Source organism: Streptomyces sp. SPB162 (assembly GCF_029504575.1).
Taxonomy (GTDB): Bacteria; Actinomycetota; Actinomycetes; order Streptomycetales; family Streptomycetaceae; genus Actinacidiphila.
On record NZ_JAQFII010000001.1, the window covers coordinates 5,830,172 to 5,847,386 of the forward strand.

The 17,215-nt window shown below is 72.2% G+C and carries 15 protein-coding genes and 1 pseudogene; 8 read left to right on the top strand and 8 right to left on the bottom strand.

What is annotated here, in order from left to right; genetic code table 11:
• Positions 1–229 precede the first annotated feature (229 nt).
• The 4 genes from M2266_RS26400 to M2266_RS26415 form a co-directional block, all read right to left on the bottom strand.
• Positions 230–1,081, bottom strand: a complete 852-nt coding sequence (locus M2266_RS26400; RefSeq protein WP_277440417.1) for an amino acid ABC transporter permease — start codon at positions 1,079–1,081, stop codon at positions 230–232.
• Positions 1,078–1,725 carry an amino acid ABC transporter permease gene (locus M2266_RS26405; protein ID WP_277440418.1) on the bottom strand — a complete coding sequence of 216 codons (648 nt, stop codon included), beginning with the start codon at positions 1,723–1,725 and terminating at the stop codon, positions 1,078–1,080. The genes M2266_RS26400 and M2266_RS26405 overlap by 4 nt, the downstream gene beginning before the upstream one ends.
• Positions 1,726–1,942: 217 nt before the next feature.
• Entirely contained in the window at positions 1,943–2,866 is a 924-nt protein-coding gene (locus tag M2266_RS26410) for a glutamate ABC transporter substrate-binding protein (RefSeq protein WP_277440419.1), read from the bottom strand.
• Between the two features lie 165 nt (positions 2,867–3,031).
• Positions 3,032–3,808: an amino acid ABC transporter ATP-binding protein gene (locus M2266_RS26415; protein ID WP_277440420.1), complete on the bottom strand. Its 777-nt coding sequence runs from the start codon at positions 3,806–3,808 to the stop codon at positions 3,032–3,034.
• 293 nt (positions 3,809–4,101) lie between these two features.
• On the opposite strand from M2266_RS26415, the gene M2266_RS26420 reads away from it, so the two are divergent.
• Positions 4,102–4,836: a response regulator transcription factor gene (locus M2266_RS26420; protein ID WP_277440421.1), complete on the top strand. Its 735-nt coding sequence runs from the start codon at positions 4,102–4,104 to the stop codon at positions 4,834–4,836.
• Positions 4,837–4,853: 17 nt separating this feature from the next.
• Positions 4,854–6,260 carry a HAMP domain-containing sensor histidine kinase gene (locus M2266_RS26425; RefSeq protein WP_277440422.1) on the top strand — a complete coding sequence of 469 codons (1,407 nt, stop codon included), beginning with the start codon at positions 4,854–4,856 and terminating at the stop codon, positions 6,258–6,260.
• A 6-nt stretch (positions 6,261–6,266) separates the two neighbouring features.
• Here M2266_RS26425 and M2266_RS26430 read toward each other — a convergent pair whose 3' ends face one another.
• The 3 genes from M2266_RS26430 to M2266_RS26440 form a co-directional block, all read right to left on the bottom strand.
• Positions 6,267–7,088 carry a glutamate ABC transporter substrate-binding protein gene (locus M2266_RS26430; protein WP_277441364.1) on the bottom strand — a complete coding sequence of 274 codons (822 nt, stop codon included), beginning with the start codon at positions 7,086–7,088 and terminating at the stop codon, positions 6,267–6,269.
• Between the two features lie 184 nt (positions 7,089–7,272).
• Positions 7,273–8,202, bottom strand: coding sequence for a serine/threonine-protein kinase (locus M2266_RS26435; protein ID WP_277440423.1), 930 nt, complete (start codon positions 8,200–8,202; stop codon positions 7,273–7,275).
• A 43-nt stretch (positions 8,203–8,245) separates the two neighbouring features.
• Positions 8,246–9,229 (bottom strand): TAXI family TRAP transporter solute-binding subunit, encoded by a 984-nt coding sequence (locus tag M2266_RS26440; RefSeq protein WP_277440424.1) that lies wholly within the window; start codon positions 9,227–9,229, stop codon positions 8,246–8,248.
• A gap of 172 nt (positions 9,230–9,401) precedes the next feature.
• Between M2266_RS26440 and miaB the strand changes: the two genes are divergently transcribed.
• On the top strand, positions 9,402–10,886 hold the full coding sequence (miaB, locus tag M2266_RS26445) for a tRNA (N6-isopentenyl adenosine(37)-C2)-methylthiotransferase MiaB (RefSeq protein ID WP_277441365.1): 1,485 nt from the start codon (positions 9,402–9,404) through the stop codon (positions 10,884–10,886).
• 67 nt (positions 10,887–10,953) lie between these two features.
• A complete protein-coding gene (locus M2266_RS26450; RefSeq protein WP_277440425.1) occupies positions 10,954–11,676 on the top strand; it encodes a class III extradiol dioxygenase subunit B-like domain-containing protein in 723 nt (240 codons plus the stop codon).
• A gap of 90 nt (positions 11,677–11,766) precedes the next feature.
• Here M2266_RS26450 and M2266_RS26455 read toward each other — a convergent pair whose 3' ends face one another.
• Complete coding sequence (locus M2266_RS26455) at positions 11,767–12,024, bottom strand: hypothetical protein (protein ID WP_277440426.1); 258 nt, start codon at positions 12,022–12,024, stop codon at positions 11,767–11,769.
• Positions 12,025–12,218: 194 nt separating this feature from the next.
• Between M2266_RS26455 and miaA the strand changes: the two genes are divergently transcribed.
• The 4 genes and pseudogenes from miaA to M2266_RS26475 all read left to right on the top strand — a co-directional run bounded on the left by miaA (position 12,219) and on the right by M2266_RS26475 (position 17,102).
• Positions 12,219–13,169 carry a tRNA (adenosine(37)-N6)-dimethylallyltransferase MiaA gene (gene miaA, locus M2266_RS26460; RefSeq protein ID WP_277441366.1) on the top strand — a complete coding sequence of 317 codons (951 nt, stop codon included), beginning with the start codon at positions 12,219–12,221 and terminating at the stop codon, positions 13,167–13,169.
• 106 nt (positions 13,170–13,275) lie between these two features.
• On the top strand, positions 13,276–13,734 hold the full coding sequence (locus tag M2266_RS26465) for a hypothetical protein (RefSeq protein ID WP_277441367.1): 459 nt from the start codon (positions 13,276–13,278) through the stop codon (positions 13,732–13,734).
• 48 nt (positions 13,735–13,782) lie between these two features.
• Positions 13,783–14,695, top strand: a pseudogene (dapF, locus tag M2266_RS26470) (diaminopimelate epimerase).
• 229 nt (positions 14,696–14,924) lie between these two features.
• Positions 14,925–17,102 (top strand): HD domain-containing protein, encoded by a 2,178-nt coding sequence (locus tag M2266_RS26475; protein WP_277440427.1) that lies wholly within the window; start codon positions 14,925–14,927, stop codon positions 17,100–17,102.
• Positions 17,103–17,215: the final 113 nt, after the last annotated feature.

The window sequence follows — 17,215 nt, forward strand, 5'->3', positions numbered from 1 at the left end:
TGCGAGTGCGTGCGTCAAGTGACGGCGGAACGTCGGCGCGGTGCGAACCGACGTCCCGTCACTCCACGAACCGACGTCCCGTCACTCCACGAGCCGACGTACCGTCACTTGAGTGACCGGCGGGGCGTCGGTGGCCACCTCCGCCCACCGACGCCCCCACCGACGCACCGTCAATTCGAGGACCTGGAAACGCGGATGGGAGGACGCCCGCGCCACCGTGACTCCGCCCTCACTCCCCGGTGGCGACCAGGGCGTCCGCCTCCGGTGTGGCCGGCGGCGCGCCCTTCGGGCTGCGCCGGGCGCGCTTCTCGACCCAGGTGGCGACGGCGGACAACGCCATGCACATCGCGATGTAGATCGCGCCGATCACGAGGAGCACCTGGAAGTAGGGATAGTTGCCGGGGGTCGGCGTGTTGCCCGCCAGGATGCGGCCGACGTACAGCAGTTCGGTGTAGGCGATGAGGTAGCCGAGCGAGGTGTCCTTCAGGGTCACCACGAGCTGGCTGATGATGCTGGGCAGCATGGCCCGCACGGCCTGCGGGACCAGGATGGTCAGCATGACCTGGGTCTTGCGCATGCCCAGCGCGTAGGCGGCCTCGCTCTGGCCCTTCGGCACGGCGTTGATGCCGGCCCGGAAGATCTCCGCCTGGACCGAGCCGTTGTAGAGCGTCAGGCCGATGACCAGCGCCCAGAAGGGCTCGAAGACGGTCGCCCACAGCAGGTAGATCATGATGATCAGGGGCAGGGCGCGGAAGAACTCCACGGCCGCCGTGGCGATCACCCGGACCGCGTCGTGCTCCGAGAGCCGTCCGGCGGCGAAGACGGTGGCCAGCAGGAGCGAGAAGACCGCCGCCAGCGCGAACGCCTTGAGGGTGGCGACCACGCCGTCCGTGATCTGCTGCTGGACCCCGGAGTACTGGAACAGGTCCCACATGTAGGACTTGAACTCACCCTTGGATTCCAACCGTACGGCCAGGTAGACCAGCAGTCCGGCGAGCGCGAGGCTGCCGAGGACCGTGTAGATCCGGTTGCGGAGCCTCGTCCGGGGTCCCGGGGCGTCGTACAGGACACTCGCCGTCATCGGGCCACCGCCAGCCGGTTCTCGAGCAGCCGGAACAGGCCGCTGATCGCAAAGGTGATGATCAGGTACGCGAGGGCGATCCAGACGAAGATCACGGTGAGGTTGAGGCCCTCGTCACTCAGGAGCTTCTGTGTGGAGAACAGCTCGGTGACGCTGAACGCGCCCGCGATCGCCGAGTTCTTGGTGAGCGCGATCATGAGGCTGCCGACCGGCGCGATGACCGTACGGGCCGCCTGCGGGAGGATGATCAGCCGCAGGATCTGGCTGAACGTCATACCGATGCTGCGCGCGGCCTCGGCCTGTCCGAGCGGCACGGTGTTGACGCCGGAGCGCACCGCCTCGCAGACGAACGCCGAGGTGTAGAAGCCGAGCGCGAGCACCGCCAGCTGGTACGAGCTGAGGCCGGTCGTGAGGACCTCGGGCACGATGAAGGTGGCCACGAGGAACAGCAGGGTCAGCGGGGTGTTGCGCAGCAGCGTCACCCACAGCGTGCCGAACGCCCGCAGCGGAGGCACCGGCGAGACCCGGAACGCGGCGATGAGCACCCCGAGCAGCAGGGCGAGCACCGCGCTGGCGCCAGTGAGCGACAGCGTCCCGAAGAACCCCTGGCGGAACAGGGCGAAATTGTCGAGGAGCACGTTCATCGCGGTTCACCTCGCCGGTTCGCCGGGGTCTGGCAGGAAGGCACGGAAGGCCAGGAGGGCATCGTCGGTCCAGGGCGTGCGGGGGGTACGACGGGTCGCGCCCCGGCGGGAAGCAGCATCGAGGTAGGCCTCACGAGGGCGTTGCGGCCCGCCGGCCGGCCACCCGCGGACGTCGCGGAACGACGGTGACGGGCGGGCCGGCCGGCGGCCTGCGGGATCAGTAGCGGTCGAGGGCCGGCGGCGCGGTGTACGGAGCGCCGGACAGGCCCAGCGTCGCGTCGTAGGCCTTCTTGTAGTCGCCGTTGTCCTGGTGCGCCTTCAGGGCGTCGCTGATCGCGTCGCGCAGCACCTTGTCGTCGTGCGCGAGGCCGATGCCGTAGGGCTCCTGGGAGAACGTCTTGCCGACGACCCGGAACTTGCCGGGCGCCTGCGCGGCGTAGCCCTTGAGGATCGCGTCGTCCGTGGTGACCGCGTCGACCTGGCCGGTCTGGAGCTGCTGCACACAGTCCGAGTACTTGCCGAGCGCGTTGACGACGGCGCCGTACTTCGGGTCCTTGATCCGCTCGAGCGGCGTGGAGCCGGTGATGCTGCAGACCTTCTTGCCCTTGACGCTGTCCGGGCCGGTGATGTCGGTGTTGCTCTTGGCCACCAGCAGGTCCTGGCCGGCGATGTAGTACGGGCCGGCGAAGGAGATGTCCTTCTTGCGGGCATCGTTGATCGTGAAGGTGCCGACGTAGTAGTCCGCGTCGCCCTTCTTGATCGCCGGCACGCGCAGGCTGGAGTCGAAGGTCTTCCACTCGATCTTGTCGGGACCGAAGCCCAGGTCGGCGGCGACCATCTTGGCGATCTCGATGTCGAAGCCGTTGCGGTCGTTGGTGCCGGGCGGCTGGAAGCCCAGGAACGGCTGGTCGGACTTGACGCCGATGACCAGCTTGCCGCGCTGCTGTGCCTTCTTCAGTACGGCGGAGTCGAGCGTGACGCCCGTCTTCGGCGCGTACGTCGGCAGCTTGGGGGCGTCGGCGCCGGTGGTGGCCTTGGCGCCAGGTGCGGTCGGCGAGCCGTCCTTGCCGCCACAGGCGGTCGCGGTCGCGGTCAGCGCCAGGACGACGAGCCCGGCGGCGGCGGATTTACGGATATTCATGGGGCCATCCCTTGCGTCGTCAGTCGTCAGTCGTCAGTGCATCGTCATGCGTCATGCGTCAGGCGTGAAGCGTCAGGCGTGCAGCGTCGGTTCCAGCCATCGGGCGGCTGCGGGTGGTGCGGGACCGGCCGCGCGCGGCGGCGCCCGGCCGGCCGTCGGGCGAGGTCAGTGGTGCAGGATCTTCGAGAGGAAGTCCTTGGCGCGGTCGCTGCGCGGGTTGCTGAAGAACTGCTCCGGCGTCGCTTCCTCGACGATCCGCCCGTCGGCCATGAAGACGACCCGGTTGGCGGCGGAGCGGGCGAAGCCCATCTCGTGCGTGACGACGATCATGGTCATGCCGTCCCGGGCGAGCTGCTGCATGACTTCCAGCACCTCGTTGATCATCTCCGGGTCGAGCGCGGAGGTGGGTTCGTCGAAGAGCATGACCTTGGGATCCATGGCCAGCGCGCGGGCGATCGCCACCCGCTGCTGCTGGCCGCCGGAGAGCTGTGCCGGGTACTTGTCCGCCTGGACGCCCACGCCGACCCGGTCCAACAGCTGCCGGGCCCGGTCCTCCGCGGCCTTCTTGTCGGTCTTGCGGACCTTGACCTGTCCGAGCATCACGTTCTGCAGAACGGTCTTGTGCGCGAAGAGGTTGAAGGACTGGAAGACCATGCCCACATCGGCGCGGAGGCGGGCCAGCTCACGGCCTTCCTGCGGCAGCGGCTTCCCGTCCACCGTGATGGAGCCCGAATCGATCGTCTCCAGCCGGTTGATGGTGCGGCACAGCGTGGACTTGCCGGACCCCGAAGGACCGATGACGACCACGACCTCACCGCGGGTGATCGTCAGGTCGATGTCCTGGAGCACGTGCAGGGCGCCGAAGTGCTTGTTCACGCCACCCAGTACGACCAGGTCCTCGGTCGCCGGTGCGGCGTCCTTGGTCACTGAGACTCCGCTCATCGGCCTGTGCTCCATCCTCGTCGGTTCGGCAGACCCTAGTGATGCATGATGACGAGCGTCATTACATCTGAGCTGAACTTGAGCATCACGATTCGGATACTCTCCGCCACGACCGGTGCGCCCTGCGTTGTCGTGCGTACCGGCTGGATAACAGTCCGCGGCAGGTACCGGTGCCCCCTTGACGCGCCCCTCGCCGGTCGGTCTGTATTCCGGGTAGGTACCGGGCGCCGGCCGACGGCGGGTGTCCGACCGGTGACGGGACGATCGCTGATGTGGGAAAGGAGGGTGAACCGATGAGATTGCTGCTGGTGGAGGACGACGACCGGGTCGCCGCCGCACTGTCGGCCGTGCTCGCGAAGCACGGTTTCGACGTCACCCATGCCCGCAGCGGCGAGGAGGCCCTGCGCGCGCTGCTGCCCGCCCAGGGACCGTCCTATGGGTGTGTACTGCTCGACCTCGGCCTGCCCGACCAGGACGGATTCGAGGTGTGCAGCCGGATCCGCCGGCGCACCTCGACCCCCGTCATCATGGTCACCGCGCGCTCCGACGTGCGGTCGCGTATCCACGGCCTGAACCTCGGCGCCGACGACTACGTCGTCAAGCCGTACGACACCGGTGAGCTGCTCGCCCGGATCCACGCGGTCGGCCGCCGGCCTCCGCTGCGGCCCGGCGCGGAGTCCGCCGCCCCCGGATCCGCGGGCGGTGCGGGCGCCGACGAACGGCCGCCGTCCGGCAGTCTGCGGCTCGGCCCGGTCGACATCGAACTGCCCACCCGCCGCGTTATGGTGAGCGGCGAGCCGATCGCGCTCACCCGCAAGGAGTTCGACCTGCTGGCCCTGCTCGCGCAGCGGCCCGGGGTGGTCTTCCGCCGCGAGCAGATCATCAGCGAGGTGTGGCGCACCAGCTGGGAGGGGACGGGGCGCACCCTGGAGGTGCACGTCGCCTCGCTGCGCTCCAAGCTGCGGATGCCGTCCCTGATCGAGACGGTGCGCGGGGTCGGTTACCGGCTCGTCGTCCCAGCCGTCTGAGACCCAGGACCCCGCCGTTGAGTTCGCGTCTTCTCCCCCTGCTGCTCGCGTTGATGGCGGGCGTCCTGCTGGCCCTGGGGTTTCCGCTGGCCGCCAGCATGGCCGCCGCGCAGCAGCAGCGCGTGGTCGTCGACCGCATCGACGACACCGCCCGCTTCGCGTCGCTCGCCCAGTTCGTCACCGCCAGGAACCCGCGGTCCGCGAGCGCCGTGGGTGACGACGAACGGCTGCACGCGCTGCGCTCGGAACTCAGCCGGTACGAGGAGTTGTACGGCATCCGCGTCGGGGTCTTCTACCGTGACGGCACCGCGATGGGTGTGGCGCCCGCGGACTGGCGGCTCCCCGCGGAGGGGGAGGCGAACGCCGCCTACAGCGCGGCACTGGCCGGCCGCCGCAGCCACGACCCGGAGCAGGTGTGGCCCTGGCAGCGCCGCACTCTGGCCGTCGCCTCACCGATCATCCGCGACGGGGACGTCGTCGCCGTCGTGCTCACCGAATCGCCCACCGGGGCGCTGCGTTCACGCATCCTGCACGGCTGGTTGCTGCTCGGTGCCGGTGAGCTGGCCGCGATGGCCATCGCCGTGCTGTTCGCGTTCCGGCTCACCGGCTGGGTGCTGCGACCGGTCGCGATCCTGGACCGCGTCACGCACGACATCGCGACCGGCCGGATGAAGTCCCGGGTCGCGGCGGCCGGCGGGCCGCCCGAACTGCGGCGGCTGTCGCGCTCGTTCAACGAGATGGCCGACAACGTCGAGCAGGTCCTCGAACAGCAGCGGGCCTTCGTCGCCGACGCCTCCCACCAGCTGCGCAACCCGCTGGCCGCGCTCATGCTGCGGATCGAGCTGCTCGGCTTCGAACTCCCCGAGGGCAACCAGGAGGTGGCCTCCGTCCAGGACGAGGGCAGACGGCTCGCCCAGGTGCTGGACGATCTGCTCGGGCTGGCACTGGCGGAGCACGCGGACGCCGACCTCGCCCTCACCGACATCGCCGCACTGGTCGGCGAGCGCCTCGGCGCCTGGCGGCCGGTCGGCGCGCGCGAGGGCGTCGTCCTGGAGTACGCGGGCAAGACCGCGGTCACCGGCTGGTCCGATCCGATCGCGCTGTCCAGCGCGCTGGACGCCGTCATCGACAACGCGCTGAAGTTCACGCCGCGCGGCGGACACGTCCGGGTGCTGGTCGCGGGGGAGGACGACGAGGTGACCGTCACCGTCTCCGACGGCGGGCCCGGCCTGACGGAGGAGGAGCTGGCGCGGATCGGCGACCGCTTCTGGCGCAGCCCCCGCCACCAGAACATCGACGGCTCAGGGCTCGGTCTGTCCATCGCCCGCGTCCTGCTGGCCCAGAGCGGCGGCCGGCTCTCCTTCGCGGCGAACGAGCCCACCGGGCTCGCGGTGACCCTCACGGTGCCGCGCTCGACCTCGTAGGGGCCCCTACCCGCACTCCGTCTGGTCGGGGGGCAGCTGGTCCGCCAGCTCCTTGGGAGCGAGCGGTTTGAGGTACGCGGTGTACGAGGACTTCCAGTGGCCCGAGCTGATCTCGTCCCTTATGGCGTCGCACACCGCCCCGCGCAACGCCGGCTCGCCCCGGCGCAGGCCCACGCCGTACTGCTCCCTGCCGAACGGGGCTCCGAGCAGGCGCAGTTCGGCCGGGTGCTGGGCCCGGTAGCCCGCCAGGATGACGTCGTCGGTGGAGACCGCGTCCACCGTGCCGGCCAGCAGGTCGGTGACGCACAACCCGTACGAGGCGCGCGGTTCCAGCAGTATCCGCGGGTACTCGGTGCGCAGCCGCGCCTCCGGCGTGGAGCCCTGCACGGTGCAGACCTTGTGGCCGTCCAGGTCCGCTACGCCGTTCACACGGGTCGACCGGGCGGGCACGAGGAAGTCCTGCCCGGCCACGTAGTACGGGCCGGCGAAGTCCACCGAGGCCTTGCGCTCCTGGGTGATCGAGTAGCTGGCGACTATCAGGTCGACCTGCCCGGTGCTGAGCCGGTACTCGCGGCTCTGGGTGTTGACCACCTCGAACCGCACCGTGTCGAAGCCCAGGTGCTTCGCCACCGCCCGCGCGATGTCGATGTCGAATCCGCGGAAACCGCCGGGAGCCTGCGCCGCACGCTCGCTGAGGCCCGGCTGGTCCCCCTTCACGCCGACCAGCAGGTAGCCGCGCTCCCGGGCCGCCCGCAGGGTCTCGGAGCTGTTGAGGGACGGGCCCGCGGTCGTGGTGAAGCGGTCCACGGCGAACCAGCCGGCCGTCATCAGCACCACCAGCGCGACCGCGGCCGCCGCCCAGGCGCGCGGGCCGCGGAGCCGGGCGGCGAGGCCGCGGGACGGGACGACCGGGTCGGCGCCGGCCGAACCTGCCGCATCGGGTGGAACCGTCGGGCCGGCCGGCGGATCGGGCGGTCCCAGCGGCCCCGTGCCGGCGCCACCGGCGACGCCGTCACCGTCCGCCAACGGGAACTCCCCGACCGGTGAATGGCCGTCCTCCGGGTAGAACGACGTCGCGTACTGCGGGGTCTCCTGTGCCACGTGCTGCAGCAGCTGCTCGGCCCGCTGGGCCGTCAGCCGCGCCAGCGGGTCCTTCACCAGCAGGCCGTCGATGAGCGGCCGCAGCGGCCCGCAGTACGTCATCGGCGGCGGCTCCTCCTCGCGCACCGCCTCCAGTACTTCGTACGGGGTCGGCCCGCGGAAGGGCGCGCGTCCCTCGACCGTCTCGTAGAGCGTCACGCCGAGCGACCACAGATCGGCCGCGGGCGTGGCCTCGCGCGGCGAGCGGCCTTGCGGGGTACACAGCCTCGGGTGCCAGGTACCGCGGGGTGCCGACGAGTTCGTGCAGCCGGGTCACCTGGGCCGCGCCCTCGAAGGTCGCGATGCCGAAGTCCATCAGCACCGCGCGCCCGTCGCGGCGGAACAGGATGTTGTGCGGCTTCACGTCCCGGTGCAGCACCCCCGCCGCGTGCACCGCCCGCAGCCCGCGCAGCACCTCGAGGCCGATCCTGGCCGTCTGCAGCGCGGCCAGCCGGCCGCGTTCCTGCAACTGGTCGGCGAGCGAGCGCGGATTGACCTGCTCCATCACGATCCAGACCTGGCCGTCGGCCTCGATCACGTCGTGCACCGCCACGACGTGCTCGTGCCCGATCCGGGCGATGGCCCGCGCCTCGCGGCGCGCCCGCTCCACCCACTGGGCCTGGGTGTCGGGATCCACCGCGCCCCGGAACAGCAACTCCTTCACCGCGACCTGGCGCCCGAGCCGGTTGTCGTACGCCTCCCACACCACGCCCATACCGCCACGGCCCAGCGGGCGCTGCAGCTGGTACCGGCCGTCGACGAGAGTGTGGGGCCCGCCGTCTGGTGTACCCCCATTACGCATGCGTAGAGATTAGGGCCTCAGCATGTGCGTGCCGGGAACTGGCCTACGGTTTCACCGACCGGTAGTAGCGCCTGGCGCCTTCGTGCAGGGGCAGCGGGTCGGTGAAGACGGCGGTGCGCAGGTCCACCAACTGCGCGGCGTGGACCTTGTTGCCGATCTCGTCGCGGCTGTCGATGACCGCGCGGGTGAGCCGTTCGACGAGCCCGGTGTCCGCCCGGTCGGTGGTTACCAGCAGGTTGGCGACGGCGATGGTCGTGACGGCCGTGCCGTGCTGCATCGTCGGATAGGCGTCGGCGGGCATCACCGCCTGCCGGTAGTAACCCGCCGGGTCGCCCTTGGAGTGCAGCCTGTCCACCAGGTCGCCGAGCTGGACGAGCTTGACGTTGCTGGAGGCGGCCAGGTTGGTCACGGTGTTGGTCGGCAGGCCGCCGGACCAGAAGAACGCGTCCAGCTCGCCCGCCTTGAGCATCCCGGGCGCCCTGTCGATGCCGACCGGCACCGCCGTGAGGTCCTTGGCCGGGTCGAGCCCGGCGGCTTCCAGGAGCCGGCGGGTTATGAGGTTGACCCCGGAGGCCGCCTGGCCCACGCCGACGCGCTTGCCGCGCAGGTCGCGGGCGGAGCCGATCGCCGAGTCCCTGGGGACGATGAGCTGCATGTAGTCGTCGTACAGCCGCGCGCAGGCGCGCAGCCCGTCCTTGCCGGGACCCTGGTAGTCGGCGACCGCGTCGGCGGCGGCGATGGTGAAGTCCGCCTTCCCCGAGGCGACGCGCTGGACGTTGTCGACCGAGCCCTGCGACTGCAGGAGGTTCACCGCCACCCCGGGCAGCTGCTCTCGCAGGTCGGCCTTGAGCATCTTCCCGTAGGTCTCGTACACCCCGGCGGCCACTCCGGTGGAGAACGAGACCGGCTCCTTCGGATACGACGGGCCGCGGGACGGCAGCAGCCACCACAGGAGCAGCGCGAGGGCGGCGGCGGCCGCGAGGACCGACTGCAGCGCGCGGCGTCTGCCGAGGTGGGGGACGTTCATGGTCCGGATCCTGCCAGGCGGGCGCCGCCCTGGGTAGGGCCGCCCCCGCCGGCCCGTCCCGCGCGGCGCGCCCCGGTGGGGTCCGAGGGGCGGGAGGGCCGCGAGGGGCGGGGCCCGCCCGCGGCTCCCGGTACCCCTGCGGCCCCCGTACCCTGGTCGGGTGAGCGGTGAGGTGGCTGGTTTGAAGACATACGAGGTCCGCACCTACGGGTGCCAGATGAACGTGCACGATTCGGAGCGGCTGTCCGGCCTGCTGGAGGGCGCGGGCTACGTCCGCGCGCCCAAGGGGGCGGACGGGGCGGATGTCGTCGTCTTCAACACCTGCGCGGTGCGGGAGAACGCCGACAACCGGCTCTACGGCAACCTCGGCCAGCTCGCCCCGCAGAAGGCGGCCCGGCCGGGCATGCAGATCGCGGTCGGCGGCTGTCTCGCGCAGAAGGACCGCGACACCATCGTGAAGCGGGCCCCCTGGGTCGACGTGGTCTTCGGCACCCACAACATCGGCCGGCTGCCGGTGCTGCTGGAGCGCGCCAGGATCGCCGAAGAGGCGCAGGTCGAGATCGCCGAGTCGCTGGAGGCGTTCCCCTCCACGCTGCCGTCCCGCCGCGAGTCCGCCTACGCCGCGTGGGTCTCGGTCTCGGTCGGCTGCAACAACACCTGCACCTTCTGCATCGTGCCCGCGCTGCGCGGCAAGGAGGAGGACCGGCGGCCCGGCGACATCCTCGCCGAGGTGGAGGCGCTGGTCGCCGAGGGCGTCGTCGAGATCACCCTGCTCGGTCAGAACGTGAACGCCTACGGCTCGGGCATGGGCGACCGCGAGGCGTTCTCCAAGCTGCTGCGGGCCACCGGGCAGATCGAGGGCCTGGAGCGGGTGCGCTTCACCTCCCCGCACCCGCGCGACTTCACCGACGACGTGATCGCCGCGATGGCCGAGACACCGAACGTGATGCACCAGCTGCACATGCCGCTGCAGTCCGGCTCCGACACCGTCCTCAAGGCGATGCGCCGCTCGTACCGGCAGGACCGGTACCTCGGCATCATCGAGAAGGTGCGCGCGGCCATGCCGGACGCCGCCATCTCCACCGACGTCATCGTGGGCTTCCCCGGCGAGACCGAGGAGGACTTCGAGCAGACGATGCACGTGGTGCGCGAGGCGCGCTTCGCGCAGGCGTTCACCTTCCAGTACTCCAAGCGCCCCGGGACCCCTGCCGCCGACATGGACGGGCAGATCCCCAAGGAGGTCGTCCAGGAGCGCTACATGCGGCTGTCCGCGCTCCAGGAGCAGATCTCCTGGGAGGAGAACACGAAGCAGATCGGCCGCACGCTGGAAGTCCTGGTCGCCGAGGGCGAGGGCCGCAAGGACAAGGCCACGCAGCGCCTGTCGGGCCGCGCGCCCGACAGCCGCCTGGTGCACTTCGAGAAGCCGGCCGGCACCGACCCGCGCCCCGGCGACATGGCCACGGTGGAGATCACCTACGCGGCCCCGCACCACCTGCTCGCCGAGCGCCCCGCGCTCTCCGTGCGGCGCACCCGCGCCGGCGACGCGTGGGAGCTGCGCAACGCCGCCCCCAAGGCGCCGGCCGGCGTGATGCTCGGACTGCCGACGATCGGCGCTCCGGCGCCGTCGCCCGTGGTGGAGAGCGGCTGCGGGCTCTGAGGGGGCCGCGCCGGAACGGGTTGGCGCGATCCGACGGAACGGTGATCGTCCCCGTTAGGCTGCGGGCATGCTCGTTGCCGCCGCAGTCTGCCCGTCCGCCCCGCTGCTCGTACCCGAGGTCGCGGCCGGCGCCGCCGTCGAACTGGATACGCTGCGCGCCGCGTGCGCCGACGCGATCGGGGTGCTCGCGGCGTCCCGGCCCGACCGGCTGGTGGTGATCGGTCCTGCGGAGCAGCCCGGCAGGGGGCGGCACCACGAGGGCGCGCGGGGTTCGTTCCGGGAGTTCGGCGTGGACCTGGACGTGCGCCTCGGTTCAGGGTCCGCGGCTCCGCCGGAGGACGTCGGGGCCGACCGTGCGCTGCCGCCCTCGTTGGCCGTCGCCGCCTGGCTGCTGCGCGGCTGGGCCGCCGCTCCGCTGGAGGGCCTGGGCGTGGGCGAGCCGCTCGAACAGGACCGCTGCGCGGCCACCGGAGCCATGATCGCGACCGCGGCGGACCGGGTCGCGCTGCTGGTGATGGGCGACGGCAGCGCCTGCCGCACCCTCAAGGCCCCCGGCTATCTGGACGAGCGGGCGGAACCCTTCGACGCCTCGGTCGCCGCCGCGCTGGCCGCCGCCGACACGCAGGCGCTGGCCGCCTTGGACGCGGAGCTGGCGCAGGAGCTCCAGGTCGCGGGACGGGCCACCTGGCAGGTCCTCGCGGGCGCCGCGCGCGGCGCGGGCCTGGCCGGGCAGCTGCTCTACGAGGACGCGCCGTACGGCGTCGGCTACTTCGTCGCCACGTGGACGTAGTCGCCGCCACGTAAGGGCGGCGCCGACGGTGGAGGGCCGCGGGGCCGGAGCGCCCGCGGCCTCCCGCCGCCGGTGTGGGCCGGTGTACGGCTATGCGCGGGCGCCCTCACCGGCCTCGCTGTCGGCGGCGTCCGCCGTGGACTGCTGCTTCGGGATGCCGACGGGCTCGGCCGCCGGCTCCGCTTCCGCGTCCGTCTCCGCGGCTCCGTCCGCCCGCGCGTCCCGCTCCGCCTCGACGGGCTCGGCGACCGCCTCGGCGTCCTCCGGCTCCGCCGTCAGGGTGACGGCCTCCGCCGCTTCGGTTGCCGGGTCGGCCGACTGACGCCGAAACCATCCGAAAACGCCCATTTCTACTCCAGACCATGCTCGTGAGGTCGACATACCGCGTTGCCCGGGGCGCGTCGTTGCACCGCTCGGGTCCGGCCGGTCCGCAGAACGCGGAATCCGGCCTGCGGAATCTCTCCAGAGGCAACGAGCACGGCGACCCCGCGTCACGTCCCTCGATCGTGGGACACCCGCGGGTTTGGGAGAATGGACCCGTGCTGCACACTCCCGGGGAGTCACCCCCCGTACTTCCGAGCAAAGATCTCGTCATCGCCGTCGTCGGCCCCACCGCCGCCGGCAAGTCCGACCTCGGCGTGGCCCTGGCCCAGGCCCTGGACGGTGAGGTCGTCAACGCCGACTCCATGCAGCTCTACCGGGGCATGGACATCGGCACCGCCAAACTGGCCACCGACGAGCGCCGCGGCGTGCCGCACCACCTGCTGGACATCTGGGACGTCACCGAGGCCGCGAGCGTCGCCGAGTACCAGCGGCTCGCCCGCGCCGAGATCGACCGGCTGCACGCGGCCGGGCGGACACCGGTGCTGGTCGGCGGCTCCGGGCTGTACGTGCGCGGCGCCATCGACGCGCTGGAGTTCCCCGGCACCGACGCAGCCGTCCGGGCCCGGTTGGAGGCGGAGCTCGCCGAGCGGGGCCCCGCGGCGCTGCACGCGCGGCTGGCCGCGGTCGACCCCGAGGCGGGCCGGGCGATCCTGCCGAGCAACGGCCGGCGGATCGTCCGGGCGCTGGAAGTGGTGGAGATCACCGGGCGGCCGTTCACGGCCAATCTGCCGGGCCCCGACTCCATCTACGGCACCGTCCAGATCGGCGTCGACGTGCCGCGGCCCGAGCTCGACGAGCGCATCGCGCTGCGTGTCGACCGCATGTGGGACGCGGGGCTGGTGGACGAGGTGCGCGAGCTGGAAGAGGCCGGGTTGCGGGAGGGCCGCACCGCCTCGCGGGCGCTGGGCTACCAGCAGGTACTGGCCGCGCTGGTGGGGGACTGCACCGACGAGGAGGCACGCGCCGAGACCGTCCGGGCCACCAAGCGCTTCGCCCGGCGCCAGGACTCCTGGTTCCGCCGCGATCAGCGGGTGCACTGGCTCTCCGCGCGGGGTCCGGAACTCACCGATCAGGCGCTGACGTTGGTCGAGGCTGCGGTTACAGCCTGATCACGTGATGGCATCGGGACGCCTCGGCGTGACGAGGCGGCCACGCGGGCGTGCCATCATCGAGCATCGAGTTACGGGCGTCGGAGATGGGGGAGGGCGCGTGGCGATGGAAGCCGGTCCCCAGAACTCCTCTCCCGACCGCCCTGCCGGGATCGAGGCGCGGCTCGGAACGGACGCGCTGATCGAACCCGGGGCGCTCATCGACCCCGAGGCGCTGATCGAGCCCGAACTCGTTCCGGTGGAGCTGCGGCCGCAGCGGCGGCTGCGGATCTGGCAGCTCGCCCCGATCGTCGCCCTGGGCGTCGGCGGCTCCTTGATGTTCGCCTTCCCGCTCGCCTTCGAGTTCGGCGACGGCGGCGCGGTCGTGGCCATGCTCGGCCTGCTGCTGAGCTGCTGCTCCGCGGGCTGGGGCATCATGGCCGCCCGCCGGGTCGGCTACACCTGGCCGGGACTGCCCGTCCGCGGCTCCGGCCGCCGCGCCGACTGGCGCTACATCGTCGCGTACACGCTGATCAGCGCACTGCTGGCGGTCCTCGCCATCTGGCGCGTGGCCCGCCTGCGCTGAGTTCCCGCCGGCTGAGCGTTCCGCCCCCGTGGCCTTAGGCTTGTCCCTGTGACCACCACGCAGCAGGGCCTGTCCTTCCTCAAGGGCCACGGCACCGAGAACGATTTCGTGATCGTCCCCGACGCGGACGGCCGCGTCGAGCTGTCCGCGGCGGCCGTCGCGCGGCTGTGCGACCGCCGGGCGGGCATCGGTGGTGACGGCTTGCTGCGGGTCGTGCGCTCGGCCGCCCATCCGGAGGCCGCCGGCATGGCCGGCGAGGCCGAGTGGTTCATGGACTACCGCAACAGCGACGGCAGCATCGCCGAGATGTGCGGCAACGGCGTCCGCGTCTTCGCCCGGTACCTGCAGCGCGCCGGGCTGACCGGTGCCGGCGACCTGGCCGTGGCCACCCGGGGCGGGCGTCCGCCGGGTGCACATCGCCAAGACGGACCCGGACGGCACCCTGGGCGAGATCACCGTCGGCATGGGCCGCGCCGCGCTGCCCGAGGGGCAGGTGACCGTGGCCGTGGACGGCCGCGGCTGGCCCGCGCGCAACGTGAACATGGGCAATCCGCACGCCGTCGCGTTCGTCGACAGTCTGGAGGACGCGGGGAACCTGTACGCGGCGCCCACCGTCACCCCCGCCTCGGCGTACCCGACGGGAGTGAACGCGGAGTTCGTCGTCGACCGCGGTGAGCGCCACGTCGCGATGCGCGTCCACGAGCGGGGCTCGGGCGAGACACGCTCCTGCGGCACCGGCGCCTGCGCCGTCATGGTCGCCGCCGCCCGCCGCGACGGCGCCGACCCGGCCGTCACCGGACGATCCGTCACCTACACCGTGGACGTCCCCGGCGGCCGCCTGGTGATCACCGAGCGCGCCGACGGCGAGATCGAGATGACCGGGCCCGCCGTCATCGTCGCCGAGGGCGTCGTCGACGGGGCGTGGCTTGACACTCCGTCGCTTGACGCTCCGTCCGCCTGACGGACCGACAGCGTCCGAAACCCTGCCGGGAATCGGACTCCCCGCGACCATTTCGAACCGGCCCTCCCTACTCGTTTCCCGCACTTGTTCCCTCGAACGGGTGATGGCGATCACTCTCGACGAGAGCGTGGCCGTCGCACGTGGTCGGCTCGGTAGCATCAAGCACCGGCGCGGCCCCCATTCTCCGTGGAGTGCGCCCGCCGCCGGGTGACGCTGCCGGAGGTGCCCGATGAGCGCGGACAACGCAGTGGATGCCGCCCCCGTCCCCGACGACGAGGGCCGCAGGCGCCGACTGCGCCGCATCGACCTGCGCAGGCTCGGCCGGGCGGCGCTGCTCGGCCCGGGCGGCCGGGAGTGGGGCCTGCCCGCCGGCGGCCGCGGCCAGCGGGTGCCGGACGCCATCGAGCACCTCGCCAAAGTGCACCGGCTCCGCCATCCCGGCGTCGGCGCCGCCGGCATCGAGACACTGCGCCGGGCGTACCTGCTCGCCGAGTCCTCGCACCGCGGCCAGATGCGCAAGAGCGGCGAGCCGTACATCACGCACCCGCTCGCCGTGACGCTGATCCTCGCCGAACTCGGCGCCGAGACAACGACCCTGACGGCCTCTCTGCTGCACGACACCGTCGAGGACACCGAGGTGACGCTCGATCAGGTGCGGGAGGAGTTCGGCGAGGAGGTCTGCTACCTCGTCGACGGCGTCACCAAGCTCGAACGGGTCGACTACGGCGCCGCCGCCGAGCCCGAGACCTTCCGCAAGATGCTCGTCGCCACCGGCAGCGACGTACGTGTCATGTCGATCAAACTCGCCGACCGGCTGCACAACATGCGCACCCTCGGGGTGATGCGCCCGGACAAGCAGGCGCGGATCGCCAAAGTCACCCGGGACGTGCTCATCCCGCTGGCGGAACGGCTGGGGGTGCAGGCCCTCAAGAGCGAACTGGAGGACCTGGTCTTCGCCATCCTCCACCCCGAGGAGCACGCCCGCACCCGCGCGATGATCCTCGCCAACGCCGCCCGCCCGGACCCGCTGGCGGCCGTCGCCGACGCCGTTCGGGCCGTGCTGCGCGAGGCCGGGATCGCCGCCGAGGTCGCCATCCGGCCGCGGCACGCCGTATCCGTGCACCGCGTGCTGCTCAAGCGCGGCGCCGACGAGCTCGGCGGCTGCGAGTTCGGTCGGCTGCTGGTGATCGTCGCGGAGGACGCCGACTGCTACGCCGTCCTCGGTGAGCTGCACACCTGCTTCATCCCGGTGATCGCGGAGTTCAAGGACTTCATCGCGGCCCCCAAGTTCAACCTGTACCAGTCGCTGCACACCGCCGTCGCCGACGAGGAGGGCCGGATCGCCGAAGTCCTGGTCCGCACCCGGCGGATGCACCGGGTCGCCGAGGCCGGGGTCATCGCGCTGGGCAATCCGCACGCCGTCGACGAGCCCCCGCAGGCCGCCGACGGCGAACGCGTCGACCCCACCCAGCCGGGCTGGCTGTCGCGCCTGCTCGAATGGCAGCGCGACGCCCCCGACCCCGACACCTTCTGGAAAGCCCTGCGTGCCGATCTCGCCCAGGATCGCGAGGTCACCGTCTTCTCCGCGCACGGCGGGGACACCACCGGCACCATCCGGCTGCCCGCCGGAGCCACCTGCGTGGACGCCGCCTACGCGCTGCACGGCGAGGCCGGCCACTCCTGCGTCGGCGCCCGCGTCAACGGCCGCCTCGCACCGCTGCGCAGCAAACTGCGGGACGGCGACATCGTGCAGATCCTGCTGGACGAGTCCGGCGCCTCGGGACCGTCCGCCGACTGGCTGGAGCACGTCCGCACCCCCGCGGCGCGCATCGCCGTCACCCGCTGGCTGGAACTCCACCCGGTGCCGCCCGCCGACGAGGAGCCCGCGGCCCGCGCGGAACGACCCGCGCACAGCGTGGACCCCGCGGCCGACGACGAACCGGTCGCCGTCACCGACCTGGCGGGCGCCGCGGTCCGCCTGGCGCGCTGTTGTACGCCGGTACCGCCCGACGAGGTCACCGGCTTCGTCATCCGCGGCGGCACGGTCGCGGTGCACCGCGAGGAGTGTCCGACGGCATTCCGGATGACCGGTTCGGGGCGGCAGCCCGTTCCCGTCCGGTGGCGCGGCGGCCGCCCCGCCGGAGCCGGCTTCCGCGCCACCCTGCTGGCCGAGGCGCTCGGCCGGCCGCGGCTGCTCGCCGATCTCACCGAGGCCATCGCGGGCCAGGGCGTGGGCATCGTCTCCGCCTCCGTCGAACCCCCGCAGGAACACCGGGTGCGCCACACGTACACCGTCGAGCTGCCCGACGCGGAGGCCCTGCCGGGGCTGATGCGCGCCATGCGGTCGGTGGCCGGCGTGTACGACGTCTACCGGGCCCAGCGGATGATCGCCGCCGCGCGGCGGTAAACGGGCGGGAGCAGTCGGGTCCGGTCCCTTTCCGATCGGGTCCGGCCAACCGGCGCGGTGGACCGGGGCCGATCGGGTGTGCCGCTGCGCGTCGCGCGTTCCGCGGCGCCGCC